This is a genomic window from Mesorhizobium sp. 2RAF45 (assembly GCF_052115225.1).
Lineage (GTDB): Bacteria > Pseudomonadota > Alphaproteobacteria > Rhizobiales > Rhizobiaceae > Mesorhizobium > Mesorhizobium jarvisii.
In genome coordinates this window covers 129,955-153,558 of the sequence record NZ_JBFRGG010000009.1, presented here as the reverse complement: position 1 = coordinate 153,558, position 23,604 = coordinate 129,955, and the positions used below count along the sequence as shown (strand labels likewise).

General features: G+C 64.2%; 22 protein-coding genes. 14 read left to right on the top strand and 8 right to left on the bottom strand.

Annotation, left to right across the window (positions count from 1 at the left end; translation table 11 throughout):
- Window positions 1-18 precede the first annotated feature (18 nt).
- Together AB4Z43_RS22535 and AB4Z43_RS22530 are read right to left on the bottom strand one after the other, a co-directional pair.
- Complete coding sequence (locus AB4Z43_RS22535) at window positions 19-1,155, bottom strand: alpha-hydroxy acid oxidase (protein ID WP_019860027.1); 1,137 nt, start codon at window positions 1,153-1,155, stop codon at window positions 19-21.
- A gap of 23 nt (window positions 1,156-1,178) precedes the next feature.
- Window positions 1,179-1,982: an FCD domain-containing protein gene (locus tag AB4Z43_RS22530; protein ID WP_019860026.1), complete on the bottom strand. Its 804-nt coding sequence runs from the start codon at window positions 1,980-1,982 to the stop codon at window positions 1,179-1,181.
- A 224-nt stretch (window positions 1,983-2,206) separates the two neighbouring features.
- Between AB4Z43_RS22530 and AB4Z43_RS22525 the strand changes: the two genes are divergently transcribed.
- The 5 genes from AB4Z43_RS22525 to glcF all read left to right on the top strand — a co-directional run bounded on the left by AB4Z43_RS22525 (window position 2,207) and on the right by glcF (window position 8,278).
- Window positions 2,207-3,529 (top strand): DUF3422 family protein, encoded by a 1,323-nt coding sequence (locus AB4Z43_RS22525; protein ID WP_010914419.1) that lies wholly within the window; start codon window positions 2,207-2,209, stop codon window positions 3,527-3,529.
- Window positions 3,530-3,654: 125 nt separating this feature from the next.
- A complete protein-coding gene (locus AB4Z43_RS22520) occupies window positions 3,655-5,151 on the top strand; it encodes an FAD-linked oxidase C-terminal domain-containing protein (RefSeq protein WP_027047180.1) in 1,497 nt (498 codons plus the stop codon).
- Window positions 5,152-5,155: 4 nt separating this feature from the next.
- Window positions 5,156-5,740 (top strand): hypothetical protein, encoded by a 585-nt coding sequence (locus AB4Z43_RS22515; protein WP_038644897.1) that lies wholly within the window; start codon window positions 5,156-5,158, stop codon window positions 5,738-5,740.
- Entirely contained in the window at window positions 5,737-6,942 is a 1,206-nt protein-coding gene (locus AB4Z43_RS22510; protein ID WP_038644899.1) for an FAD-binding protein, read from the top strand. Before AB4Z43_RS22515 ends, AB4Z43_RS22510 begins: the two co-directional genes overlap by 4 nt.
- Before the next feature lie 10 nt (window positions 6,943-6,952).
- The gene (gene glcF / locus AB4Z43_RS22505) at window positions 6,953-8,278 is read left to right on the top strand and encodes a glycolate oxidase subunit GlcF (protein ID WP_038644901.1); all 1,326 of its coding nucleotides are present in this window, start codon (window positions 6,953-6,955) and stop codon (window positions 8,276-8,278) included.
- Between the two features lie 10 nt (window positions 8,279-8,288).
- On the opposite strand, the gene AB4Z43_RS22500 is transcribed toward glcF, so the two are convergent.
- A complete protein-coding gene (locus AB4Z43_RS22500) occupies window positions 8,289-9,209 on the bottom strand; it encodes a bifunctional 5,10-methylenetetrahydrofolate dehydrogenase/5,10-methenyltetrahydrofolate cyclohydrolase (RefSeq protein WP_441938981.1) in 921 nt (306 codons plus the stop codon).
- 264 nt (window positions 9,210-9,473) lie between these two features.
- Window positions 9,474-10,205: a L,D-transpeptidase gene (locus AB4Z43_RS22495; RefSeq protein WP_019860019.1), complete on the bottom strand. Its 732-nt coding sequence runs from the start codon at window positions 10,203-10,205 to the stop codon at window positions 9,474-9,476.
- Between the two features lie 214 nt (window positions 10,206-10,419).
- Between AB4Z43_RS22495 and AB4Z43_RS22490 the strand changes: the two genes are divergently transcribed.
- Window positions 10,420-11,058: a DNA-3-methyladenine glycosylase I gene (locus tag AB4Z43_RS22490; RefSeq protein WP_441938980.1), complete on the top strand. Its 639-nt coding sequence runs from the start codon at window positions 10,420-10,422 to the stop codon at window positions 11,056-11,058.
- An 87-nt stretch (window positions 11,059-11,145) separates the two neighbouring features.
- Here AB4Z43_RS22490 and AB4Z43_RS22485 read toward each other — a convergent pair whose 3' ends face one another.
- Window positions 11,146-11,397 (bottom strand): hypothetical protein, encoded by a 252-nt coding sequence (locus AB4Z43_RS22485; protein WP_019860017.1) that lies wholly within the window; start codon window positions 11,395-11,397, stop codon window positions 11,146-11,148.
- A gap of 352 nt (window positions 11,398-11,749) precedes the next feature.
- Between AB4Z43_RS22485 and hisS the strand changes: the two genes are divergently transcribed.
- From hisS to AB4Z43_RS22460, 5 genes are all read left to right on the top strand, one after another.
- Window positions 11,750-13,246 (top strand): histidine--tRNA ligase, encoded by a 1,497-nt coding sequence (gene hisS, locus AB4Z43_RS22480; protein WP_064986455.1) that lies wholly within the window; start codon window positions 11,750-11,752, stop codon window positions 13,244-13,246.
- 178 nt (window positions 13,247-13,424) lie between these two features.
- On the top strand, window positions 13,425-14,546 hold the full coding sequence (locus tag AB4Z43_RS22475; RefSeq protein ID WP_441938979.1) for an ATP phosphoribosyltransferase regulatory subunit: 1,122 nt from the start codon (window positions 13,425-13,427) through the stop codon (window positions 14,544-14,546).
- The gene (gene hisG, locus AB4Z43_RS22470; protein WP_441938978.1) at window positions 14,543-15,241 is read left to right on the top strand and encodes an ATP phosphoribosyltransferase; all 699 of its coding nucleotides are present in this window, start codon (window positions 14,543-14,545) and stop codon (window positions 15,239-15,241) included. Before AB4Z43_RS22475 ends, hisG begins: the two co-directional genes overlap by 4 nt.
- Before the next feature lie 102 nt (window positions 15,242-15,343).
- Window positions 15,344-17,116: an AMP-binding protein gene (locus AB4Z43_RS22465; RefSeq protein WP_441938977.1), complete on the top strand. Its 1,773-nt coding sequence runs from the start codon at window positions 15,344-15,346 to the stop codon at window positions 17,114-17,116.
- A 69-nt stretch (window positions 17,117-17,185) separates the two neighbouring features.
- Window positions 17,186-18,289: a calcium:proton antiporter gene (locus AB4Z43_RS22460; RefSeq protein ID WP_441938976.1), complete on the top strand. Its 1,104-nt coding sequence runs from the start codon at window positions 17,186-17,188 to the stop codon at window positions 18,287-18,289.
- Window positions 18,290-18,336: 47 nt separating this feature from the next.
- On the opposite strand, the gene AB4Z43_RS22455 is transcribed toward AB4Z43_RS22460, so the two are convergent.
- Window positions 18,337-19,245 (bottom strand): LysR family transcriptional regulator, encoded by a 909-nt coding sequence (locus AB4Z43_RS22455; RefSeq protein ID WP_441938975.1) that lies wholly within the window; start codon window positions 19,243-19,245, stop codon window positions 18,337-18,339.
- A 77-nt stretch (window positions 19,246-19,322) separates the two neighbouring features.
- On the opposite strand from AB4Z43_RS22455, the gene AB4Z43_RS22450 reads away from it, so the two are divergent.
- Window positions 19,323-20,153, top strand: coding sequence for a class I SAM-dependent methyltransferase (locus AB4Z43_RS22450; protein ID WP_441938974.1), 831 nt, complete (start codon window positions 19,323-19,325; stop codon window positions 20,151-20,153).
- Window positions 20,154-20,165: 12 nt separating this feature from the next.
- On the top strand, window positions 20,166-20,690 hold the full coding sequence (locus AB4Z43_RS22445) for a hypothetical protein (RefSeq protein ID WP_064986461.1): 525 nt from the start codon (window positions 20,166-20,168) through the stop codon (window positions 20,688-20,690).
- Between the two features lie 52 nt (window positions 20,691-20,742).
- On the opposite strand, the gene AB4Z43_RS22440 is transcribed toward AB4Z43_RS22445, so the two are convergent.
- Window positions 20,743-21,414 (bottom strand): TetR/AcrR family transcriptional regulator, encoded by a 672-nt coding sequence (locus AB4Z43_RS22440; RefSeq protein WP_019860008.1) that lies wholly within the window; start codon window positions 21,412-21,414, stop codon window positions 20,743-20,745.
- 103 nt (window positions 21,415-21,517) lie between these two features.
- The gene (locus tag AB4Z43_RS22435; RefSeq protein WP_202379347.1) at window positions 21,518-22,462 is read right to left on the bottom strand and encodes a nucleoside hydrolase; all 945 of its coding nucleotides are present in this window, start codon (window positions 22,460-22,462) and stop codon (window positions 21,518-21,520) included.
- Between the two features lie 103 nt (window positions 22,463-22,565).
- On the opposite strand from AB4Z43_RS22435, the gene AB4Z43_RS22430 reads away from it, so the two are divergent.
- The gene (locus AB4Z43_RS22430; protein ID WP_064986464.1) at window positions 22,566-23,579 is read left to right on the top strand and encodes an isopenicillin N synthase family dioxygenase; all 1,014 of its coding nucleotides are present in this window, start codon (window positions 22,566-22,568) and stop codon (window positions 23,577-23,579) included.
- Window positions 23,580-23,604 lie beyond the last annotated feature (25 nt).

The following is a 23,604-nucleotide window of genomic DNA, read 5'->3' as shown; positions in this document are numbered from 1 at the left end:
TCAGGCTGTCACCGGACCCTAGCGCCGGAGCTGATCCTTGCCCATGTCGGTGACCAGACGCTTTCCGCACAGAGCCAGCGTGATGTCCATCTCCTTGCGGATGATTTCCAACGCTTTGGTAACCCCTTCCTTGCCGAGCGCGCCCAGGCCGTAAAGGAATGGCCGGCCGATATAGGTGCCCTTGGCGCCGAGACAGAGCGCTTTCAGCACGTCCTGGCCGGAGCGGATGCCGCCGTCCATATGCACCTCGATCTTGTCGCCGACCGCGTCCGCGATTTCTTCCAGCGCCATGATCGAGGACGATGCGCCGTCGAGCTGGCGCCCGCCATGGTTGGAAACCACGATCGCGTCGGCGCCGGTCTTGGCCGCCATCAGCGCGTCCTCCTTGTCGAGGATGCCTTTCAGGATCAGCTTGCCGCCCCAGCGTTCCTTGATCCAGGCGACATCTTTCCACGACAGCTGCGGGTCGAACTGCTCGTTTGTCCAGGACGACAGTGAAGAGACGTCACCGACACCCTTGGCGTGGCCGACGATGTTGCGGAAGGTGCGGCGCTTGGTGCCGGCGATACCCAGGCACCAGCGCGGCTTGCTGGCCAGGTCAATGATGTTGGCCAGCGTCATCTTGGGCGGCGCCGAAAGCCCGTTGCGCACATCCTTGTGGCGCTGGCCGAGGATCTGCAGGTCGAGCGTCAGCACCAGCGCCGAGCATTTCGCCGCTTTTGCCCGATCGATCAAATCGAGCACGAAATCCTTGTCGCGCAGCACATAGAGCTGGAACCAGAACGGTTTCGTCGTCGCCGAGGCGACATCTTCGATCGAGCAGATGCTCATCGTCGACAGGGTGAAAGGCACGCCGAATTCCTCGGCCGCCTGTGCCGCTAGCATCTCGCCATCGGCATGCTGCATGCCGGTCAGGCCGGTCGGCGCCAGCGCCACCGGCATCGACACTTTCTGGCCGATCATGGTCGATTCCAGTGAGCGGTTGCTCATGTCGACCATCACGCGCTGGCGGAACTTGATCTTCTGGAAGTCCTGCTCGTTGGCCCGATAGGTGCTCTCGGTCCAGGCGCCGGAATCGGCATAGTCGAAGAACATCTTGGGCACGCGCCGGCGGGCGAGATCCTTGAGGTCCGCGATGGTGAGAATGTCGCTCATGATGTCCCTGCTTGATCGTACTACTAGGAGCGCCTGCGCGCCGGTTCGGTGTCGCCGGCTTCCGAACGCTGCCGCAACCGCAGCCGTGACACGCGTTGCCAGTCGCCGCTACGCTCGGCTTCGGCCATCGACCGCTCGACATAGGTCATGTGGTCCATTGCCGCGTGCCGGGCAGCGTGGGGATCGCCGGCCTTGACCGCGGCGTGGATTGCCTTGTGCTGCGCCAGCAGCGCCTCGCGCGCGCCAGGCACGGTGAAGACCAGCAGCCGGTTCTGGAAGACGCCTTCCGACAAAAGCCGGTAGCAGGAACGCAGCGTGTGCAAGAGCAGGATGTTGTGCGCGCATTCGCAGATCGCTTGGTGGAACTCGACGTCGATCTCGGCCTCGTCGTCGAAATCGCCGGTGCGATGCGCCTCGTCCATGCGCGCCATGATGCGGTCGAGCAGCGCCAGATCCTCGGGGGTGGCGCGCCGCGCCGCATATTCGGCGGCTATGCCTTCGATCTCGCGGCGATATTCCAGATAATCGGTCACCGCCTTGCGATGCGTCGAGATCAGGTCGGCCACCGGCTTGGTGAACAGCTGGCCGATGATGTCGGCGACATGCGTGCCGCCGCCGGCCTTGGTCGTCAGCAGCCCGCGCCCTTCCAGCGCCTTCAGCGCGTCGCGCAGGATCGGCCGCGATACGTCGAACTGGCGTGCCAGCTCGCGCTCGCCCGGCAGCCGGTCGCCGGTGCGCAGCACGCCTTCGAGGATGAGGCTTTCGATCTGCTGCACCACCTCGTCGGCGGTGCGCGAATGCTCGATCCGGGAAAAAATATCGCTCAACAGCTGTGCCTGGGAATTGAACCGGTGTCGCGCAGGATAAAGCCTGCGTCGCCAACTGGTCAAATTATTTATCCAATTGGTCGAAGCGTGTCGGTTTCGCCGCCCGGCGCAATATCATCTTCGGCTAAACTTTGCTGTTTGCGTCGTCAGCCTATTGGCTCTAGAGGGACGCGACTGCCAAAAGGTCAGAGAAAGAGGGTCTAGAGAACCCCGGGGGGCAAGCCGTGTCAGACGACCCGTCCAATCTCGAATTCCAGCCGCGCGCCAAGGGCAGCGTCATGGGTTTCCCCGCGCATGAGGGCCGGCCCGGCGCGCTGGGAGAGGTCCATGCCCGGCCGCATCCGCTCATCGAAAAGCCGCGCGTCCTGGTGCAACTCGCCTTCATGACCGAGGGTGGCTCCGGCGTCGACCATGCCGTGCTTTCTGAACTGTCGCGGCGCCTCGGTATCGCCGCGCCCGATCGCCAGGCCCGTCACCATGCGATGAAGTGGGGCAAGGGTTCGCTGCGCTGGGAGCGGCATACGGAGTTCTCGACCTATCTCTGGGAGGGCCCGCTTTCCGAAAGCGGCAGGGCGCAGGAGGATACGCCCTTCGGCAACGGCTTTTCGCCGCCGGGCACCGTCATTTCGGGCATTCGGCTGGAGATCCGCAAATGGACGCAGACGAGCGAGCGGCTGATTGCGGCTTTCGACCCGACCAGCCTGTGCTACTCGCTGGTTGAGCGCGGCAACGCAGCCATCGTCACGGATTTCCGCCAGGATGGCGACGGCATGACCCGCATCCTGGTGCTCGACCGTGGCCTGACGCCGGCGCGTACCGGGGCGCTGTCGCAGCGGCTGATCGACATCGAGACCTATCGCACGCTCGCCATGCTCGGCCTGCCGCTGGCGCTGACCCTGTCCGGCCGCGCCCGCCGCATCGAGGACAGGCTGGCGCAGACCACGCTGGAAATGAAGGTCGCCGAGACCCGCGACAGCCAGACTTTGCTCGCCGACCTGACCGAACTTGCCGCCGAACTGGAGGCCGACGCTGCCTCCAGCCTCTACCGCTTCGGCGCCAGCCGCGCCTATGACGGCATTGTCGTCGAGCGGCTCGAAGCGCTCGAGGAAGAGGCCGTGCCCGGCTATGACACCTGGGGTGGGTTCCTGCAGCGCCGCGTTGCGCCTGCCATGCGCACCTGCCGCTCGGTGGAGGAGCGGCAAGCCAATCTGTCGCGCAAACTGACCCGCGCCACGACGCTGCTGCGCACCTGGGTCGATGTCGAGGTCGAGAAGCAGAATCGTGACCTGCTCGCCTCGATGAACAACCGCGCCCGGCTGCAACTGCGCCTGCAGCAGACCGTCGAGGGCCTCTCGGTCGCCGCCGTCTCCTACTACGTCGTCGGGCTCATCGGTTATGTCGCCAAGGGCGCCTCGATCTTCGGCCATGCTTTCGCGCCGGAAGTCGTCACCGCCGCCTCGGTGCCGGTCGCCATCCTGCTGGTCTGGTGGGGCGTGCGCCGCGTGCGGCGGATGCATTCCGAGCCGGCCAAGCACCCGGGCGAATAGCGGCAGATTGCCGCTGCGGAAACCTGTCCCGGCCCGACGCGGGCGCCTCCCATCACCGCGGCATTTGCAAGCAGCGCGCTTCACTGGTAAAAGATTTTGACCAGTGAAGCAAAATGAGGCTGCTGATGTCCGGCCTGGCCATGCCGAAACCAGACGACGCCACGATGCGTCGGCGCGAAGAGATCGTCGCCGACATGCGCATCATCGTGCCGGGCGAGGGCGTGGTCGACGCCGCCAACGCCATGCGTGCCTTCGAGAGCGATGGCCTGACCGCCTATCGGCAATTGCCGCTGGTCGTCGTTCTGCCCGAGACGGTGGCGCAGGTCTCCCGGGTGCTGAAATACTGCAACGACCGCAACATCCGCGTCGTGCCGCGCGGTTCCGGCACCTCGCTGTCGGGTGGTGCGCTGCCGCTGGAAGACGCGGTGCTTCTGGTGATGAGCCGCTTCAACCGCATCCTGGCGATCGATTTTCCAAATCGCATCGTCGTCGCCCAGCCGGGCGTCACCAATCTCGGCATCACCACCGCCGTCGAGCAGGAGGGCTTTTACTACGCCCCCGATCCATCCTCCCAGATCGCCTGCTCGATCGGCGGCAATGTCGCGGAGAATTCCGGCGGCGTGCACTGCCTGAAATACGGCCTCACCGCCAACAATGTGCTCGGCATCGAGATGGTGCTGATGAATGGCGAGGTGGTGCGGCTCGGCGGCAGCCATCTCGACGCCGAAGGCTACGATCTGCTTGGCGTGATGACCGGTTCGGAAGGCCTGCTCGGCGTCGTCACCGAGGTTACGGTGCGCATCCTGAAGAAGCCGGAAACGGCGCGCGCGCTGCTGATCGGCTTTCCGACCAGCGAGCAGGGCGGCCAGTGCGTCGCCGACATTATCGGCGCCGGCATCATCCCCGGCGGCATGGAAATGATGGACCGGCCGGCGATCCATGCCGCTGAGGATTTCGTCCATGCCGGCTATCCCCTCGATGTCGAGGCGTTGCTGATCGTCGAGCTCGACGGGCCGGGCGTCGAGGTCGATCACCTCATCACCGCTGTCGAGGCGATCGCCATAAGCAACGGCTCGACCACCTGCCGCATCTCGCAATCCGAGCAGGAGCGGCTGAGCTTCTGGGCCGGCCGCAAGGCGGCCTTCCCGGCGGTCGGCCGGATCTCGCCCGACTACTACTGCATGGACGGCACCATCCCGCGCAAGGAATTGCCGCGCGTGCTCGCCGGCATGCGCGAGTTGTCGGAAAAATACGGTCTCGGCGTCGCCAATGTCTTCCACGCCGGCGACGGCAATCTGCATCCGCTGATCCTCTACGATGCCAATGTTCCCGGCGAACTCGACAAGGCCGAAAGTTTTGGCGCCGATATATTGCGCCTCTGCGTCAAGGTCGGCGGCGTGCTGACAGGCGAACATGGGGTTGGGGTCGAGAAGCGCGATCTGATGCCGGAAATGTTCAACCAGGTCGATCTCGACCAGCAGATGCGCGTCAAATGCGCCTTCGACCCCAACCATCTGCTCAACCCGGGAAAAGTCTTCCCGCAACTGCGCCGTTGCGCCGAGCTTGGGCGCATGCATGTGCACCGGGGGCAGGTGGCATTTCCGGACATTCCGAGGTTTTGAGGGGATGCTGTTCCGGGACCAGACCCTTGCGGCCATTGCGTTGGGCGAAGTGACGCTCGCCTTTCGCCGCTGGAAGCGACCGACGGTCAAGGCTGGCGGGCGGGTGAGAACGGCGTCGGGTGTCGTGCTGATCGGCGGTATCGCGGTCGTGGAGATGTCCGCATTGTCGGAAAAGGATTCGAGTGCCGCCGGCTTTCCAACACTCGAAGCTCTTCGGGAGATGCTGGGGTCCGACGACGGCGCCCCGGTCTATCGCATCGAACTCATCGGTCTTGAACCCGACGAACGGGTTGCCTTGCGCGGCGAGGCTTCGCTTTCCGATGCGGACTGGCACGCCCTGACCGCACGCTTTGCCCGCTGGGACAAGACGGCACTCGGCTATTTCCCGTCGATCCTGCGGGCAATCGGCGCGCATCCGGAAGTGCGGGCGGCTGACCTGGCGGCCAAGGCCGGGGTCGAGACGCTGAAGTTCAAGCGGGATGTCCGCAAGCTTGGGGAATTCGGGCTCACCGAGAGCCTCGAGATCGGTTACCGGCTGTCGCCAAGGGGCGAAGCCGTGCTCGAAAAACTCAGGGAGCACAGGCTTTGACGACTTTGACCCCAACTACGTCAGACGAGGTCCTGTCCACCATTGCCTGGGCGGTGGGGGAAGAGACGCCGCTCGAAATTATCGGCCACGGCTCCAAGCGCGGCATTGGCCGGCCGCTGCAGACGGAACACACGCTCGACCTGTCGACACTCACCGGCGTGACCCTCTATGAACCCGCCGAACTGGTGCTGTCGGCAAAGGCCGGTACGCCTTTGGCCGATATCGAAAAGCTGCTGGCGGAAAACGGCCAGCAACTGGCCTTCGAGCCGATGGACTATGGCCCGCTGCTCGGCGGCGAGCCGAGCAAAGGTACGATCGGCGGCGTGCTTGGCGCGAACCTCTCCGGTCCGCGCCGGCTGAAGGCCGGTGCGGCGCGCGATCATATCCTCGGCATCAACGTCGTGTCCGGCCGGGGTGAAGCTTTCAAGTCCGGCGGCCGCGTGGTCAAGAATGTCACCGGCTACGACATGTCGAAGCTGATGGCCAACAGCTGGGGCACGCTCGCCGTTTTCACCGACGTCACTTTCAAGGTGCTGCCATCAGCCGAGACCGAGGTGACGCTCGCTATCCGTGGGCTGCTCGACGATGCCGCGGCAAGTGCCATGGCGCTGGCGCTCGGGTCCAGTGCCGAAGTGTCGAGCGCTGCCCATCTGCCGGAGCGCATTGCCGCGCGCGTCGCCGGCGGTGCGCTCGGCAGCGACGCCGCCACGCTGCTGCGCGTTGAAGGTTTTGGCCCGTCGGTCGCCTATCGCATCGCCGCGCTGAAGACGCTGCTCGGCAAGGCCGGGCCGCTGGAGGAGATTGCCGGCGAGGCTTCGCCTCTGATCTGGCGCGATGTGCGCGATATCAGGCCGTTCGCCGACGGCAGCGAGAAACCGGTCTGGCGCGTGTCGATGGCGCCCTTTCACGCGCATCAGATGGTGCTGACCCTGCGCATGCAGGCGGCCGCCAGCGCCTTCTATGACTGGCAGGGCGGGCTGGTGTGGCTGCGCATGGAAGAGGGCGACCCCGAAGCCGCCCTGCTGCGCGGCCTGTTGCGCAAACATGGCGGCGGCCATGCGACGCTGGTGCGCGCCGCCCCTGCCCATCGCGCCGCGCTGCCGGTGTTCGAGCCGCAGCCGCCGGCGCTGGCAGCGCTCAGCCAGCGGCTGAAGCAGGAATTCGACCCGAAGAACATCCTCAATCCCGGCCGCATGGCCTAGGACATCAGCGATGCAGACGAATTTCTCATCCGCCCAGCTCGCCGACCCGCATGTCGCGGAATCCGAAAAGATCCTGCGCAAATGCGTGCATTGCGGCTTCTGCACGGCCACTTGCCCGACCTATGTGACGCTCGGCAACGAGCTCGATTCGCCGCGCGGGCGCATCTATTTGATCAAGGACATGCTGGAGAACGGCCGTCCGGCCGACAAGGAGATCGTCACCCATATCGACCGCTGCCTGTCGTGCCTTGCCTGCATGACCACTTGCCCTTCGGGTGTGAACTACATGCACCTGGTCGACCATGCCCGCGCCCACATCCAGGAGACCTATGACAGGCCGCTGCTCGACCGCTTGACGCGCGCCATGCTGGCCTTCGTGCTGCCCTATCCCCGGCGTTTTCGCGCCGCTCTCAGACTGGCGAAACTCGGCAAGCCCTTCATCGGCCTGTTCGAGAAGCTGCCGGCGCTAAAGCCGCTCGCCGCCATGCTTAAGCTCGCGCCGGCCTCGATCCCGGCAGCCTCGCCGATGGCCTCGCCGGGCGTCCATGCTGGGCAGGGGGCCAAAAAGGGCCGCGTCGCCATTCTCACCGGCTGCGCGCAATCGGTACTCGATCCCGCCATAAACGACACGACGATTTCGCTGCTGACGCGCCTCGGCGTCGACGTCGTGGTGCCGCCCGGTGAGGGCTGCTGCGGCGCATTGGTCCATCATATGGGGCGAGAAGAGGCCGCACTTGCCTCGGCAAGACAGAATGTCGATGCCTGGACGCGCACCATAGACCAGGGCGGGCTCGACGCCATCATCATCACCGCGTCCGGTTGCGGCACGACGATCAAGGACTATGGCTTCATGCTGCGGCTCGATCCGGCCTATGCGGAGAAAGCCGCGCGGGTGTCGGCGCTGGCCAAAGACATCACCGAATATCTGGCAAGCCTCGACTTGCCGGAGCCGGTGCGCAAGCCAGGTACCATCGTCGCCTATCACTCCGCTTGTTCGATGCAGCACGGCCAGAAGATCACACGCCAGCCGAAAGAGTTGCTGGCCAAGGCCGGCTTCATTGTGCGCGAGCCGCGCGAGGGTCATCTGTGCTGCGGCTCGGCCGGCACCTACAACATCCTGCAATCCGAGATTTCAGCCAAGCTGCGCGACCGCAAGGTCAGGAATATCGAGGCGACCGGGGCTTCGATCGTGGCCACCGGCAACATCGGCTGCATCACCCAGATTGCGTCGGCCGCCAGCATGCCCGTCATACATACCATCAAGCTGCTTGACTGGGCCTATGGCGGGCCAAAGCCGGAGGGTGTTCGCGACGAGAGCCTAATCGCCGCGGAGTAGGGATCGGCGCTTACTCCGCCGCCAGCCTGTCCGCGGTGCCGTAGGTCGCCTCGTACAGCGCGCGCTGGCGGCTGAGCGCCACCATCGTGTTGCGCAGCAGGATCGCGACCGTGATCGGGCCGACGCCGCCCGGCACCGGCGTAATCCAGGAGGCCACGTCTTTCACACTGTCGGTGTCGACGTCGCCGACGATGCGGCTCGTCCCATCGGGTCCGATCTCGGAATTGATGCCGATATCGATGACGGCAGCCCCTGGCTTGACCATGTCGGCCTTGATCAGCCGCGGCTTGCCCACGGCGACGAACAGCGCGTCGGCGCGGCGCGCATGCGCTGCGACCGATCGCGTCATGTGATGGCAGACCGTGACCGTCGCGCCTTCGCTCATCAAGAGGAAAGCGATCGGCTTGCCGACGATTTCCGAATGGCCGACGATGACGACTTCCAGCCCCTTGAGGTCAAGGCCGGTCTCCTTGAGCAGTTCGACGGATGCAGCCGCCGTGCAGGGCGCCAGATCAAGCTGGTTGTAGACGATGTTGCCGATCGAAGCCGGGTGCATGCCTTCGACATCCTTGAGCGGATGCACAGCCGCCTGCAGCGTCTTGACCGAAATATGCGCCGGCACCGGCCGCTGGATGATGATGCCGGTGACGCGCGGATCGGCGTTCAGGCCGTGGATGGCCGCTTCCAGTTCGCCCGAGGTGATGGTGGCGGGAAAACGCCGTTCCTCGAAATCGATGCCGGCAAGCTGCGCCTTGGCGCGTTGGTTGCGCACATAGACATCCACGGCATCGGTATCGCCGACGGTGATCGAGATCAGCTTGGGCGGAAAACCCTCGGCCTTGGYAATCGCCGCATCCTCGCGCACGGCGGCGATGATGCGCTGGGCAACCGGGCCGCCCTTGAGATAGCGGCTGTCGTCGGGCAGGGACATGGGAGGGACTCTTTGCTTGCGTTGGCGCCGACATAGCAAAGGACCGCCGAAAATGGCAGCATGAAAGCGAAGCGCCATGCCTTCTGCGCGACGCAACGACGCGGGCTTTGTCGCTGGGACAGGACGCCGATCAAAGAAGAAGGGCAGCGCGGTTTCCCGTGCTGCCCTTCCTGACTGACCGCATCCCCATACGGCCCGTCCCCCGTTGTTCCTTCCGACTTCAGGAAACGATGTGCTTCCCGACCAGGTGATTCGCTGCAGCTATTATATCACCTCGACCGTGGTTCCGACATTGACCCGCTCATAAAGGTCGACCACGTCCTCGTTGCGCATGCGGATGCAGCCAGACGACACCGCGCCGCCGATCGTCCATGGCTGGTTGGTGCCATGGATGCGGTATTCGGTCGTGCCGAGATAGAGCGCGCGGGCGCCGAGCGGGTTCTCGATGCCGCCGGCCAGATAGGTCGGCAGATAACGGCCCTTGGCGGCTTCGCGCTTGATCATCTGCGCCGGCGGGCGCCAGTCCGGCCACTCGCGCTTGTTGGTGATCTTGTGCGTGCCCGACCATTCGAAGCCGGGCTTGCCGGTGCCGACGCCGTAGCGCCGCGCCTTGCCGTTCTTCTCGACCAGATAGAGAAAATTCTGCGTCGTATCGATGACGATCGTGCCCGGCTTCTGCGTGCCGTCATAGGCGACTTCCTGCGGCAGGTAGATCGGATTGATCTGCGGGCGCATGACCATCCGCTTCGCCGGTGCCTGCACTGCCGCCGTCTGCACGCGGTCTGGCTGTGCCGGTTGCGCGGTGCGCAGGCGCGGCTGCTGGCGGTTCTGCCGCACGATGCCGGGCGCATTGCCGAGCTGCAGCACCCAGGGGGCGGAAAGGTCGGGGCTCACCATCACAGGCGGCCTGTCGGCATAGCGGTCGCCAGCGGCCGAGGGTGTGACGCCGGCAAACACAGCCACGGCGCCGAACACGGAAAACACAACTCTCTTCATCGGGAACGCACCTTAGATCGTCTGATACACCGGGTGGAAACGCTCCCCGGTCCAGCGATCATTGGCGCGCAGGCAGCAACCGAAACATGAATCGGAATGCGTAAAATGCGGCTTTGTCAGTAAACCTTTTGGTGTGGTTACCGCCGGGTTCAGGAATCTGGTAAAGCCACGGTAAAAGCAGCGCTAAAGCGCATTAACGGATGGATTTTTCGCAATGAGCAATGAAAACACCGGCCTGCTCGCCGGTCCCGACGGTGTCGTGCGCTGCTTCTGGCACGGCAACCTGCCCGACTATCTGCACTATCATGATCATGAATGGGGGCGGCCGGTGGCCGACGACCGCAGGCTGTTCGAAAAGATCTGCCTTGAAGGTTTTCAGTCGGGCCTGTCGTGGCTGACCATCCTGCGAAAGCGCGAGAATTTTCGCGAGGCCTTCGCCGGCTTCGATTTCGACAAGGTCGCCGCCTTCACCGACAAAGATGTCGAACGCCTGCTCGGCAATGCCGGCATCATCCGCCATCGCGGCAAGATCGTCTCGACCATCAACAATGCCAAGCGCGCCCTCGAAATGGTCGACGAGTTCGGCTCGCTCGCCGCCTGGTTCTGGAAGTTCGAACCCGGCAAGGCGGAACGGCCCGAAATCGTCGACCTCGCCCATCTGCGCGCCAACCCGACGACGGCGGTCTCGGTGCGGATATCGAAGGAACTGAAGAAGCGCGGCTGGAGTTTTGTCGGCCCGACCACAGTCTATGCCTTCATGCAGGCCATGGGCCTGGTCAACGACCATCTCGAGGGCTGTGTCTGCCGCAAGCAGGTCGAGAAGGAACGCAAGGCGTTCAAGCGGCCGGCGTAGCTCCCTTCTCCCCGTTCACGGGGAGAAGCCCAGTCGCCTGCTCAATCCCTCGATCAGAAAATATGGAACCCGACGAAGCGGGCGGTTTCAGGTGCCGTTGACGCTGGCAAGGAACAGTCCGGCGACGATTGCCACCACCGTGGCCACCGTCGGATAGATCACCAGCAGGCCGGTCACCAATGCATCGCGCAGGGAGGGGCCCTTGCCGGTGTCGGCGGGCACATTGAACGGCCCGGCAGCCTGGCCAACCAGTTTCGGCGCGTGGGTGCCGGCCGGGCGCAGCCGCGCAGGCAATTCGCCGGCATCGCTGTTGGCATGGAATTTCGCTGCGCTGGTCATGTTCCGAACCCCTTCGTGTCCTGCGCTGTATCGGCGCCGATTGTGTCGGCACGATGCCGTGCCCGTGGCGGGATTGTTTCATTCTCGGTGCGTTTCTGTTTCAGTCATCTTTCCTTCTCCCCTTGTGGGAGAAGGTGGATCGGCGCGTAGCGCCGAGACGGTTGAGGGGTGCGTGACGGAGTGAGGCGTTGGCATTCCCTGGAGCACCCTGATCCGACCTCGCTTCGCGAGGCCACCTTCTCCCGCAAGGGGAGAAGGGAGAGGCGCTAACCCTTGCCGCTCTCGGTAGCTTCGGCTAGGACACGCGCACTCGAAAATAAGTCATCCTTTACTTAGCAAAAAGACCCATCTCATGGCCGACAAATCGGAAAAGACGAAAGCGCGGCTGCCGCGCGGTTTTGCCGACCGCAGCGCTGAGGACATCCGCGCCGTCGAGAAGATGATGGCGACGATCCGCTCGGTCTATGAGCTCTATGGTTTCGAACCGGCCGACCAGCCGCTGATCGAATACACCGATGCGCTCGGAAAATTCCTGCCCGACCAGGACCGGCCGAACGAGGGCGTGTTCTCCTTCCAGGACGATGACGAGCAGTGGCTGTCGCTGCGCTACGATCTGACCGCGCCGACGGCGCGTTTCGTAGCCGAGAACTACGAGCGCCTGCCCAAGCCCTATCGCAGCTACCGCTCGGGCTGGGTGTTCCGCAACGAGAAGCCAGGCCCCGGCCGCTTCCGCCAGTTCATGCAATTCGACGCCGACACGATCGGCACGCCGGGCGTCGCCGCCGACGCCGAAATGGCGATGATGATGGCCGACGTCATGGAAGCGCTCGGCATCAAGCGTGGCGACTACGTCATCCGCGTCAACAACCGCAAGGTGCTTGACGGCGTGCTGGAGGCGATCGGCCTTGGCGGCGACGAGAATGCCGGACGCCGGCTGACCGTGCTGCGCGCCATCGACAAGCTGGACAAGCTCGGGCCGGAAGGCGTGAAGCTTCTGCTTGGCCCGGGGCGCTGGGATGGCGGCAAGGAAGGCGAAGGCGATTTCGCCAAGGGCGCGGGCTTGGACAACGGGCAAGCCGAGGCGGTTCTTCAAGCAACCGCGAGAAATGCGCAGGCCGGCCAGGATTCCGTGGTCAATTCCAACGCGACCTATCAGGAAGGCGTCGGCGAACTCGCGACGATCGAAGCCCTGGTCAGGGCGGCAGGATACGGCGAAGACCGCATCGCCATGGACCGCTCGGTGGTGCGCGGCTTGGAATATTACACCGGCCCGGTCTTCGAAGCCGAACTCCTGGCCGAAATCCCCAATGAGGACGGCCAGATCGTGCGCTTCGGCTCGGTCGGCGGCGGCGGGCGCTATGATGGCCTGGTCTCGCGCTTCCGCGGCGAGCCGGTGCCGGCGACCGGCTTTTCCATCGGCGTCTCCAGATTGATGACGGCGCTGAAGAACCTCGGCAAGCTCGACAGCGCCGATGTGATCGCGCCGGTCGTGGTCCTGGTCATGGACAAGGACACCGAGAGCCTCGGCCGCTACCAGAAGATGGTCAGCGAGTTGCGGGCCGCCGGCATTCGTTCCGAAATGTATCTCGGCGGCGCCGGCATGAAGGCGCAGCTGAAATATGCCGACAGGCGCGGTTGCCCGGTCGCTGTCATCCAGGGCGGCGACGAGCGCGCCAAGGGCGAACTGCAGATCAAGGACCTGATCGAAGGCGCGCGCATGTCCGCCGAAATTACCGACAACGCCGAATGGCGCGCCGCGCGCCCGGCGCAGGTGACGGTTGCGGAAAGTGAGTTGGTCGCAGAGGTGAAGAAGATCCTGGCGGCGCAGGCCGAGGAACGGGCGAAATGATGAGCGCCGCGCTGTTCTTCCCTTCCCCCCTTGTGGGAGAAGGTGGATCGGCGCGCAGCGCCGAGACGGTTGAGGGGTGCTCCAGGGAATGCCAGCGTCTCACTTCGCTGGAACACCCCTCATCCGTCGCCTTCGGCGACACCTTCTCCCACAAGGGGAGAAGGGAAGGGCGCGCCACATGACCTCCCGCTTCCCCGCCATCGCGGCCGACATCGTAAAACTCTTCGCTACGCGCAACACGCACGCGGTCGAGGTCGCCATCCTGCAGCCGGCGGACCCGTTCCTCGACATGGCCGGCGAGGATCTGCGCCGCCGCATCTTCCTCACCGAAAGCGAGACCGGGCAGACATTGTGCCTGCGGCCGGAATTCACCATTCCGGTCTGCCTCGACCATATAAGCTCGCAGGCCGGCACGCCGCGCCGTTATTCCTATCTCGGCGAAGTGTTTCGCCAGCGCCGCGAAGGCGGCAACGAGTTCTTCCAGGCCGGCATCGAGGACCTTGGCGACCGCGACACCGCTGAGGCCGACGCCCGCTCCGTGGCCGACGCGCATGCGCTGCTGTCGCTGGTGCTGCCCGGCCGGTCGCTGGCGGTCACACTGGGCGACCAGGGCATCTTCGAAGCGGTGCTGGCCGCACTCGGCCTGCCGCGCGGCTGGCGCATGCGGCTGGCCCGAGCCTTCGGCTCGGCGCCGATGCTGCAGGCGGCACTTGCCGACCTCGCCAACCCGCCGCGCAACGGCCAGCTCTCCGGCGAGGTCGCCGCCCTTGTCCTCGACGGGGATCTCGAAAGTCTTTCCACGCACATTGCCGGCGGCATGGAGGAGGCAGGCCTGTCGGCATCGGCCGGGCGCGCGCCCTCAGACATTGCGCGGCGATTGATCGAGAAGGCCGAATTGCGCAGTGTGCGGCTGTCGAACGAAGCCTTCGCGGCATTGAAGAATTTTCTGGCGATCGACGTGCCGCTCGATGGCGCGGCTGAGGCGCTGGAAACCTTTGCTGCCGGTGCCGGGCTGTCGCTGGGTGCCGCGCTGGAGAAATTCGCTGCCCGTGCCAAGGCGATCGAGGCGCATGGCTTGCCGGCGGAAAAAATCCGCTACGATGCCGCCTTCGGCCGTCCGCTCGATTATTACACCGGTGTGGTCTTCGAAATCGCGGCGCAAGGCGGCGAGCGTCCCCTGGCCGGTGGCGGCCGCTACGATCGGTTGCTGACGCTGCTTGGCGCCAAGACGGCGATCCCCGGCGTCGGCTTTTCCGTCTGGGTCGACCGCATCGAGGCGTTGCGGGAGACGGCACCATGATCACGCTGGCGATCCCATCGAAAGGCCGGCTCAAGGAACAGGCGCTGGAAGTGCTGGCCAAGGCCGGCCTCGCCATCAGCCTGCCCGGCGACGAGCGCAAATATCATGCCCGTGTCGAGGGCCTGGACAATGTCGAGATCGCTTTCCTGTCGGCTTCCGAGATTGCAGGCGAAATCGGCCAGGGTGCGGTCGATCTCGGCATCACCGGCGAGGATCTGGTGCGCGAAAATCTCGCCGACTGGGAAGCCCGCGCCGAGATCGTCGCCCGTCTCGGCTTCGGCCATGCCGATGTCGTGGTGGCGGTGCCCGAAATCTGGCTCGATGTCGACACCATGGCCGATCTCGACGACGTCGCCGCCGATTTCCGCCAGCGCCACGGCCGGCGGCTGCGCATCGCCACCAAATATTGGCGGCTGACGCAGCAGTTCTTTTCGCAAAAACACGGCATCCAGGTCTATCGCATCGTCGAGAGCCTGGGTGCCACCGAAGGCGCGCCGGCGGCTGGGTTGGCCGACGTCATCGTTGACATCACCACCACCGGCTCGACGCTGCGCGCCAACCATCTCAAGGTGCTGGGCGACGGCGTGGTCTTGAAGTCGCAGGCCTGTCTGGTGGCATCGCGCAGATCGCGTTCGGTGGCTGACGAAGCGGTCTTGCGCGACATCGCTGCGAAGATGGCGGTGGCGGTCGGATAGCCATCCCGTCCGTCCGAGGGACCAGAACGCCACGACCATCGACAGGATTTCCACTGCCACGCCGGGCTGATAGACTCGGCGCGGCCTGGGGAGGAAACAGCGATGCCGGTCAATCTCGACGAGCTGAAGAACGCCACCAATCTGCGCGGCCGCTCTGGGCGCGCCGGCAGCGTCTTTATCGCACCCATCGATGGCAGGGCGCATGTCTCGGGCGAGCGCAAGGTGCCGCTGCTCGACAAGACTATTCCGGCGCTTTTCTCCGACACCGCAAGCAAATATGCCACGCAAGATGCCGCCGTCTTCGTCGGCCAGGACAAGCGCTTCACCTGGAGCGAACTGTCCGACACGGTGGATGCGCTCGCCGCCGGCTTCCTGGCGCTGGGTCTCGAGAAAGGCGACCGCGTCGGCATCTGGTCGCCCAACCGCTGGGAATGGCTGGTGACGCAGTTCGCCACCGCCCGCATCGGCCTGATCCTGGTCAACATCAACCCGGCCTACAGGCTGACCGAGCTGGAATATGCGCTGAACAAGGTCAGCTGCAAGGCTTTGGTCACGGCCGCCAGTTTCAAGACCTCGGACTATCTCGGCATGATCGAGACGCTGGCGCCGGAGATCGCCAAGGCCACGCCAGGCAAGCTGAAGGCGCAAAAACTGCCGGCCCTGAAGATCGTCATCCGCATGGGCGAGGACAATTCGCCGGGCATGTTCAATTTTGCCGACGTGCTGGCCATGGCCGGCCGCGACGAGCATGACAGTCTTGACCGCATTTCCGAGGGGCTGAAGCCGAATGATGCCATCAACATCCAGTTCACCTCGGGCACGACGGGCGCGCCCAAGGGCGCGACGCTGACCCACCACAACATCGTCAACAACGGCAATTTCGTGACCTCGGCGATCAAGCTCACCGTCGACGACCGGCTCTGCATCCCGGTGCCGCTCTATCACTGCTTCGGCATGTCGATGGGCACGATGGGCTGCGTGACCAAGGGTGCGACTATGGTGTTTCCTGGTGAGGGTTTCGATCCGTGCGCCACACTGAAGGCCGTGGCGCAGGAGCGCTGCACCGGCCTCTATGGCGTGCCGACCATGTTCGTCGGCATGCTCGACCATGCGGATTTCGCGACCTTCGACCTCTCCAGCTTGCGCACCGGCATCATGGCCGGCTCGCCATGCCCGATCGAGGTGATGAAGAAGGTGGTGTCGCTGATGCATATGTCCGAGGTGACCATCGCCTACGGCATGACCGAGACCAGCCCGGTCTCCTTCCAGAGCGGCGTCGACGACCCTCTGGAAAAGCGCGTCTCCACCGTCGGGCGCATCCACCCTCATGTCGAGGTCAAGGCCATCGACGCCGACGGCTCCACCGTCGCGGTCGGCGCGCCGGGCGAGCTCTGCACACGCGGCTATTCCGTGATGAAGGGCTATTGGGACGACGCCGAAAAGACCCGCGAGGCGATCGACGCCGATGGCTGGATGCACACCGGCGACCTCGCCACCATCGACGCCGAGGGCTATTGCAACATCGTCGGCCGGGTCAAGGACATGGTCATCCGCGGCGGCGAGAACGTCTATCCCAGAGAGGTCGAGGAATTCCTCTACCGCCATCCCAAGGTCAGGGAGGTGCAGGTGTTCGGTATTCCCGACCAGAAATATGGCGAGGAGCTGTGCGCCTGGATCGTGCTCAAGCCCGGCCAGATCGCCACCGAGCAGGAGATCAAAACCTTTTGTGCGGGCCAGATCGCACACTACAAGATCCCGCGCCACATCCGCTTCCGCACCGAATTGCCGATGACGGTGACCGGCAAGCCGCAGAAGTTCCTGATGCGTCAGGCGATGGTCGAGGAATTGGGGCTGGTGGCGCAGAAGACGGCGTGAAGGGGTGAACGCTTCGATCTGTCGGTGCGCGAATGCAGCCAAGGTTCGCAGAAGCGCACAGGGGCTTGGATGAGCGGTTTCGGACGATCGGCGATTTCCTACGCGATGCCCCTCGCTGCGCTAGCGATGGCTGTCGCGGTCAGAGCCAGCGGGCTGTCCGTGGACGAGGGTTTGCTGAACGCCAGGATCCTTGTCGGTGCGCTGTCGAGTGCGATCATGTTCGTCACCATTTTCGTGGTGCTCGACCACGCCGAGGCGGTAGCTCGGCGGGTAGGGGAGCCGTACGGCACGCTGGTGCTGACGTTTGCCGTCACGGCAATTGAAGTGTCGATCATCGTTTCCATGATGCTGCATGGAGAGAACAACCCGACGCTGGCACGGGAGTCCGTCTTCTCGACGGTGATGATCGCATCCACCGGCGTCGTCGGCATGTGTCTCGCGTTTGGCGGCTGGCGTCATCGCAAGCAGGCCATCGTGCGGCAGGGGACCAGTGCCTATCTGGCGGTTCTGATCGCCCTGACCGTCATGACGCTTATTCTGCCGACCTACACCCAGACCACGGATCCCGGCACGTTTTCGGCAGCCCAACTTGGTTTCGTCAGCGTCCTTTCAGTGCTGCTCTATGCAAGCTTCGTGTTCGCGCAGACGGTCCGGCACCGGGAAGACTTTATCCAGGGACAACCACACGACGTTTCGGTGCGCGCTGCCCCTCACGAGAACATCTCTTCCAGCGCTCTGCTGCTGATGGCCGGGCTGATCGGAATTGTCATGCTCGCCGAGCAGGTCGCGGCAAGCGTCGAAGATACGCTCGTTGCCTACCAGGTGACCCAGGCTGACAGCATTGTCGGGGCAATGATCGCTGGGCTGGTGTTGATGCCGGAGGCCATTTCGGCGGTGCGCGCTTCACTCAACAACGAGCTGCAGCGCGGCTTGAATGTCGCGATGGGCTCGGCTTGCGCCACGATCGGCCTGACCATACCGGCAGTCGCAGCCGCCAGCCTGCTGACGGGGAGAGGACTGACCCTGGGGCTGCCGCCTGCCGATGCGGTCCTTTTGGTCCTGGCGCTTTTCATATGCAATGTAAGTTTCAGCACGGAAAGAACGACGTTCTTGACCGGAATGGTCCATCTTGTCGTATTTTTTACCTATATATTTCTGATATTTATACCATGAGAGCTTTGGTACAAGTGAGCGATCAGGCTCCGACATCCTTCGCTGCCTCAGACCGAGGATTTGAGGTGATCGATGAAGGCGCGCAGCTTCGGCAGGATCTGGCGCTTGCCGGGATGATAGAGGAAGACGCCCGGCGTCGTCGCCGCGATGGCGTCCAGCACAGGCTCGAGTTTTCCCTGTTCTATCGGACCTTCGGCGACCGGTCGCGGGATCTGCGCCAGCCCAATCCCTCGCATCGCGGCGCCGAGCAATGTCGGATAGTCGTGGGCGATCAGCGGACCTGAGACCATCGCCTCGATCGCTTCGTTGCCGTCGACGAATGTCCACGGCGCGATGGCGCCGTTGGAACGGCGCAGGCGCAGGCAGGCATGCCGGCGCAAATCGTCGATACGCTCAGGGCGGCCCTGGCGATCGAGATAGTCGGGACTGCCGACGACGACGAACCGGAAGGACGGGGTCAGCCGCACCGCCACCATGTCGGTGGCAATGAACTGGCCGAGGCGGATGCCGGCATCGAACCCGCCTGTCGCCAGATCGACCATCTCGTCGCTCGCGGCGATCTCCAATTCGACTTCGGGATAGGCCTGGCAGAACGACGCGATCACCGGCTCAAGGATCAACGGCACGACGGCGCGCGGCACCGATAGGCGCAGCAGGCCGGTCGGTCGTTGGCCGACATCACGCGCGGCCTCGCCTGCGGCGACGATCTCCTCGAAGCCAGGGCCGGCACGGTCGAGGAAGCGCTGACCGGCCTCGGTCAGACCGACACTGCGCGTCGTGCGGACAAACAGCGCCGCACCAAGCCGCGCTTCGAGCACGCGCACCGCCTGGCTCACAGCCGATGGCGTCACCCCAAGATCGGCGGCGGCGCGGCGGAAGTTGCGGTGTCTGGCGACAGCCAGGAACACCTCGACGCCCTCCAGCGCCCCGTGCCGGATTGTGTAGTTCTGCTTCATGGGTTGTTGTAATTACAGCGGATAGTCGAACGATGGAAGCGGGTTTAGGTAAGAGCTTGAGACAGGAGCATCTTGCCATGACCGATGAACTTGATGGAGTGCGCGACCACTATCGCGCGACCGGCCTGACTGAACGGTTGAGGGCGGTATTGGCTGCTCTTGGCCCTGAGGATCAGCTTCTCACGCCGCAGCAACTGGGCACCCTCGACCAGTTTCACACCCGTGGGCTTGCCGCCACCGCCGAGCTTGCCCAATTGGCTGACATCACCGCTGGCATGTCGGTTCTGGACGTCGGCTCGGGCGTCGGCGGGCCGGCGCGCTTCCTGGCTGCGACTTATGACTGCCGGGTTACCGGCGTGGACCTCAGCGCGCCATTCGTGGATGCCGCGCGCTACCTGACCGAGCGCACGGGGCAGGGCGAGCGGCTGTCTTTCCAGACCGCCAACGCCCTGGAGCTTCCGTTCGATGACGGCCGTTTCGACATCGTGCTGCTGCAGCATGTAGCAATGAACATCTTCGACCGGGGGCGGCTCTATCGTGAGATTCGGCGCGTGCTGAAATCAGGCGGCAGGTTTGCCACCTTCGATGTCGTGTTAGGCGGCGGGCAGCCGGACTATCCGCTTCCCTGGGCGCGAACACCGGCGACGAGCTTCCTCATGACAATCGATGCGACGCGTGAGGCGATCGAGCCGGCCGGCTTCCGTATGATGGCATGGCAAGACGACACCGAGGCCGCCAAGGCCTGGTTCGCGCAATTACGGGCGTCGGGTCCGCCGCCTTCGCCAAATCTCGGCGTGGTGATGGGGCCGGACTTCGCCGAGCTTGCAGCCAATCTGGGACGAAACCTCATGGAAGGCCGGCTCGGCATCCTGACCGCGGTGTTCGAGGCCGCGTCGACCAACAGCTGACGGGAGACCACAATGTCGACGGAAGTCCTTTTTCAGATCCAGCTCGTTCTCGGCTATGTTGTATGGCTGCTGTGCTTCGGTGTGTACATCTGGCCCTGGCTGAGCTCGATGGACGGGGTCGCAGCGCAACGCGCCATTGCCACCCTGCACAGTTTCCGTTTCTTCGGGCTCGTCTTCATCCTTCCGGGCGTCGTCAGCCCCGACCTGCCCGCAAGCTTCGCTACCTTCGCCGCCTACGGCGACTTCGCAACCGGGGTGCTGGCCATGCTGGCACTGTCTGCCGTGAGGGTACGCCCGCTTTTCTGGTTATTCGTCGTTGCCTTCAATGTCGTCGGGACCATCGACCTCATCGTCGATTATTACCAAGCGATCCAGGCCGGTCTTCCCGCCCATGCGGGATTGTTGGGTGCGACCTATGCGATCCCGGTCATCTACGTGCCGCTGCTGATGATCACGCACGTCGCCGCGTTCTATTTTCTGCTACGTCCCCAGCAGAACGCGACTCGCGCCATGGCAGGTGATGCGGCTGCTTCCTAGATGATTGGCAGGTCGCTGGACGCACCGCAGCCCGCTATCGCTGGCACGCCCTTTAACGCCGTCCGCTCTGAATCTCCGACGGCCGTGGCGCCGAGCCCGGTTCCTGCACGAGCGGTCCAAGCAGCACCTCTCCGAACAGCGGCTGGTAGCTCCTGCGCACCGCCGGATCCTCCTTGAAGGACAGCGCATACTGGCCGATCTGGTGGAAATAGGTGATGCGCGCCCGGACCAGGCTTTCGTCCTCCGGATAGCCCATGGCGCGGAAGGAGCGGATCAACAGCGCGATGCGCAGATCGTCCATGTCCTTGACCTCCTGCGCCAGCTTCTTCGACGTTCGCGACCAGTCGCGCACGGCCAGATCAAGCAGCGGGCTGAAAGGCGCCTCATCGACCCAGACATGCACGATGTCGGTGAAGAATTGCAGGCCGTCTATGTCGTGCACGTCGCGCATGGCCCAGAACGGCGCGCAATTGGTGTTTCGCCATTCCTGCAGCAGGCCGTCGCGAAGGTCGGCCAGGCTGGCGAAGTGGAAGTAGAAACTGCCGCGTGTCACCTTGAACTGGTGCGCCAGGCGGTCGATCTTGACCTCACCGATGCCGCGCTTCTCCAGCACCTTGCGCGCAGCCGTGATCCAGGCCTCGCGGCTGAGCGTCTGCCGCGCCGGCTTCGCAGGCGGGGCGGCCTTCGGTCTTTTGGCCCGGGCCGGGGCAGGGTCCGCTTTCATCTGATCAAGACCTTCATCGCCATATGCGACGCCTGCAACCCGTTCGCCGGCTTCGATGCGCTTCGCGACTCATCAAGTGTCCATCTATCGCGGAAGGCGCAGCTCAGGGCAATGCGCTGATCCGCTCCAGCATGAGTTCGAAGAATGGCGCCGGATCGATGCGCCGCAGGACGTTGCAGTTCTTCCGCCGGCCGGTCACATGCCACCAGTCGACCACGGTCATGCCGATCGTCTCCGGCGAGACGATGTCGACCGTCACCGCGCATTGGCGCTGCTCATAGATTTGCGGCGCCAGCAGATAGCCGGTGACGCAGGCATCATGGATGGGGCGCGCCGGCGTTTCGAATTTGTGCGTGCCGTATTGGCGGTAGAAGTCGGCCAGATTGGCGGCCTCGATCGCCGCCCGGCTGCCGGTTGCCCGCAGTCGGTCGAGCCATTCCGACGTCATCAGCGCGGTGTAGGTGCAGTCTATGCCTGCCATGGTCACAGGCACGCCGCTGTCGAATACCTTATGCGCGGCATGCGGATCGACGAAGATGTTGAATTCCGCCGCAGGCGTGGCGTTGCCGCCCTGGAAGAAGCCGCCGCCCATCAGCACGACTTCGCGCAGCCGGGGCACGATCCTCGGCTCCATGGTCATGGCCATTGCGAGATTGGTCATCGGCCCGAGCGTGCAGACGGTCAACTCGCCCTCCGGCGCGTCCATGATGGTGCGCACGAGATAATTAACCGCGTGTTCGCTCTGCAGTGGCGTCACCGGTTCGGGAAGATCGGCGCCGTCGAGGCCGGTTTCGCCGTGAACATATTCGGCGGTGATCAGCTTGCGCACCATCGGCGCCGGGCATCCGGCATGCACCGGCACATCAGGCCGCCCGGCAAGCTCCACCACCTTCAGTGCGTTCTTCGACGTCAGGGCAAGCGGTACGTTGCCGCCGACCGTGGTGATGCCGACCACGTCGAGCTCGGCCGGCGACCCCAGCGCGAAGAGGATGGCGAAGGCGTCGTCCTGGCCCGGATCGGTGTCGATGATGATCTTGCGTGGTGCCATGTTTCAGCGCTCTTCCTTTCGCGATCGAAAGCCTATTGATGAGGCCGTTCGTATGTGTAGAAATACAGTACTGTATCTTATGTTCAAGACAGGGTGTTCGAAAATGGATGCACAAGAGCGCGGCGATTTTTCCGAAATTCCGATCCTCGACGTTTCGGCGCTCTATGGCGACGATGAGGGCGCCATCCGGGCAACGGCGGCGACGCTGCGCCGCTATCTCGAGACGATCGGCTTCCTCTATGTCACCGGGCACCCCATTCCGCGCGCCGATGTCGAGGCCGTGCGCGAAGCCAGCAAGCGCTTCTTTGCCTTGCCCGAGGAGGAAAAGGCGAAGCTGAAGATCGATAGGAATTTCCGCGGCTATCTGCCCTTTGCCGGTTCGACCATCGTCACCTCGTCGGTGGCAACCGTCAGCAAGCCCAACCAGAGCGAATCGATCTTCTTCATGCACGAGGTCGGCGCCGACGATCCAAGGGCCCTGGCCGAAAAGCCGCTGCAAGGCCCCAACCAATGGCCCGACGAAACAGCGCTTGCCGGTTTCAGGGAGACGATAGAGCGCTATGTCGAGGAGATGGGAACGCTCGCGCGCAAGATGGTTCGCGCCATCGCGCTCTCGCTCGGACTGCCCTCCGACAGTCTCGACCGCCATTTCGAGCAGCCGACCACCTTCCTGCGGCTGCTGCACTATCCGACCCAGCCCCAGGAAGAAGGCCTCTTCGGCTCGGCGCCGCACACCGACTATGGCTTCATCACCTTGCTGGCGCAGGACAATGTCGGCGGCCTCGAGGTGAAGAACAAGGCCGGCGACTGGGTTCCGGCACCTCCCGTCCCGGATTCCTTCGTGATGAATGTCGGCGACATACTGGCGCGCTGGTCGAACGACCAGTTCGTCTCGACGCCGCACCGGGTCATCAACCGGTCGGGACGCGAGCGCTATTCGCAGCCCTTCTTCTTCGATCCGTCCATGGACGAGACGATCGAGGCGCTGTCGGTCTGCGTGCCGGCCGGCACGCAGCCGAAATACGGGCCGGTGCTCTACGGCGACTATCTGATGGAGCGCATCGACAAGAACTACCACTATCGCAAGAAGAAGGCGGCGGAAGCCGCCGGCGCATAACGGCAAACAAGCAAGAGAAAGGGGA

What these genes read in the sequence shown, in the direction of transcription:
- AB4Z43_RS22495 (WP_019860019.1), bottom strand. Translation starts at nt 10,205, where the DNA reads ATGAAGAGAGTTGTGTTTTCCGTGTTCGGCGCCGTGGCTGTGTTTGCC.
- AB4Z43_RS22465 (WP_441938977.1), top strand. Translation starts at nt 15,344, where the DNA reads ATGCCGGTCAATCTCGACGAGCTGAAGAACGCCACCAATCTGCGCGGC.
- AB4Z43_RS22430 (WP_064986464.1), top strand. Translation starts at nt 22,566, where the DNA reads ATGGATGCACAAGAGCGCGGCGATTTTTCCGAAATTCCGATCCTCGAC.
- AB4Z43_RS22455 (WP_441938975.1), bottom strand. Translation starts at nt 19,245, where the DNA reads ATGAAGCAGAACTACACAATCCGGCACGGGGCGCTGGAGGGCGTCGAG.
- AB4Z43_RS22490 (WP_441938980.1), top strand. Translation starts at nt 10,420, where the DNA reads ATGAGCAATGAAAACACCGGCCTGCTCGCCGGTCCCGACGGTGTCGTG.
- AB4Z43_RS22485 (WP_019860017.1), bottom strand. Translation starts at nt 11,397, where the DNA reads ATGACCAGCGCAGCGAAATTCCATGCCAACAGCGATGCCGGCGAATTG.
- AB4Z43_RS22435 (WP_202379347.1), bottom strand. Translation starts at nt 22,462, where the DNA reads ATGGCACCACGCAAGATCATCATCGACACCGATCCGGGCCAGGACGAC.
- hisS (WP_064986455.1), top strand. Translation starts at nt 11,750, where the DNA reads ATGGCCGACAAATCGGAAAAGACGAAAGCGCGGCTGCCGCGCGGTTTT.
- glcF (WP_038644901.1), top strand. Translation starts at nt 6,953, where the DNA reads ATGCAGACGAATTTCTCATCCGCCCAGCTCGCCGACCCGCATGTCGCG.
- AB4Z43_RS22515 (WP_038644897.1), top strand. Translation starts at nt 5,156, where the DNA reads ATGCTGTTCCGGGACCAGACCCTTGCGGCCATTGCGTTGGGCGAAGTG.
- AB4Z43_RS22460 (WP_441938976.1), top strand. Translation starts at nt 17,186, where the DNA reads ATGAGCGGTTTCGGACGATCGGCGATTTCCTACGCGATGCCCCTCGCT.
- AB4Z43_RS22445 (WP_064986461.1), top strand. Translation starts at nt 20,166, where the DNA reads ATGTCGACGGAAGTCCTTTTTCAGATCCAGCTCGTTCTCGGCTATGTT.
- AB4Z43_RS22475 (WP_441938979.1), top strand. Translation starts at nt 13,425, where the DNA reads ATGACCTCCCGCTTCCCCGCCATCGCGGCCGACATCGTAAAACTCTTC.
- AB4Z43_RS22440 (WP_019860008.1), bottom strand. Translation starts at nt 21,414, where the DNA reads ATGAAAGCGGACCCTGCCCCGGCCCGGGCCAAAAGACCGAAGGCCGCC.
- AB4Z43_RS22520 (WP_027047180.1), top strand. Translation starts at nt 3,655, where the DNA reads ATGTCCGGCCTGGCCATGCCGAAACCAGACGACGCCACGATGCGTCGG.
- AB4Z43_RS22450 (WP_441938974.1), top strand. Translation starts at nt 19,323, where the DNA reads ATGACCGATGAACTTGATGGAGTGCGCGACCACTATCGCGCGACCGGC.
- hisG (WP_441938978.1), top strand. Translation starts at nt 14,543, where the DNA reads ATGATCACGCTGGCGATCCCATCGAAAGGCCGGCTCAAGGAACAGGCG.
- AB4Z43_RS22535 (WP_019860027.1), bottom strand. Translation starts at nt 1,155, where the DNA reads ATGAGCGACATTCTCACCATCGCGGACCTCAAGGATCTCGCCCGCCGG.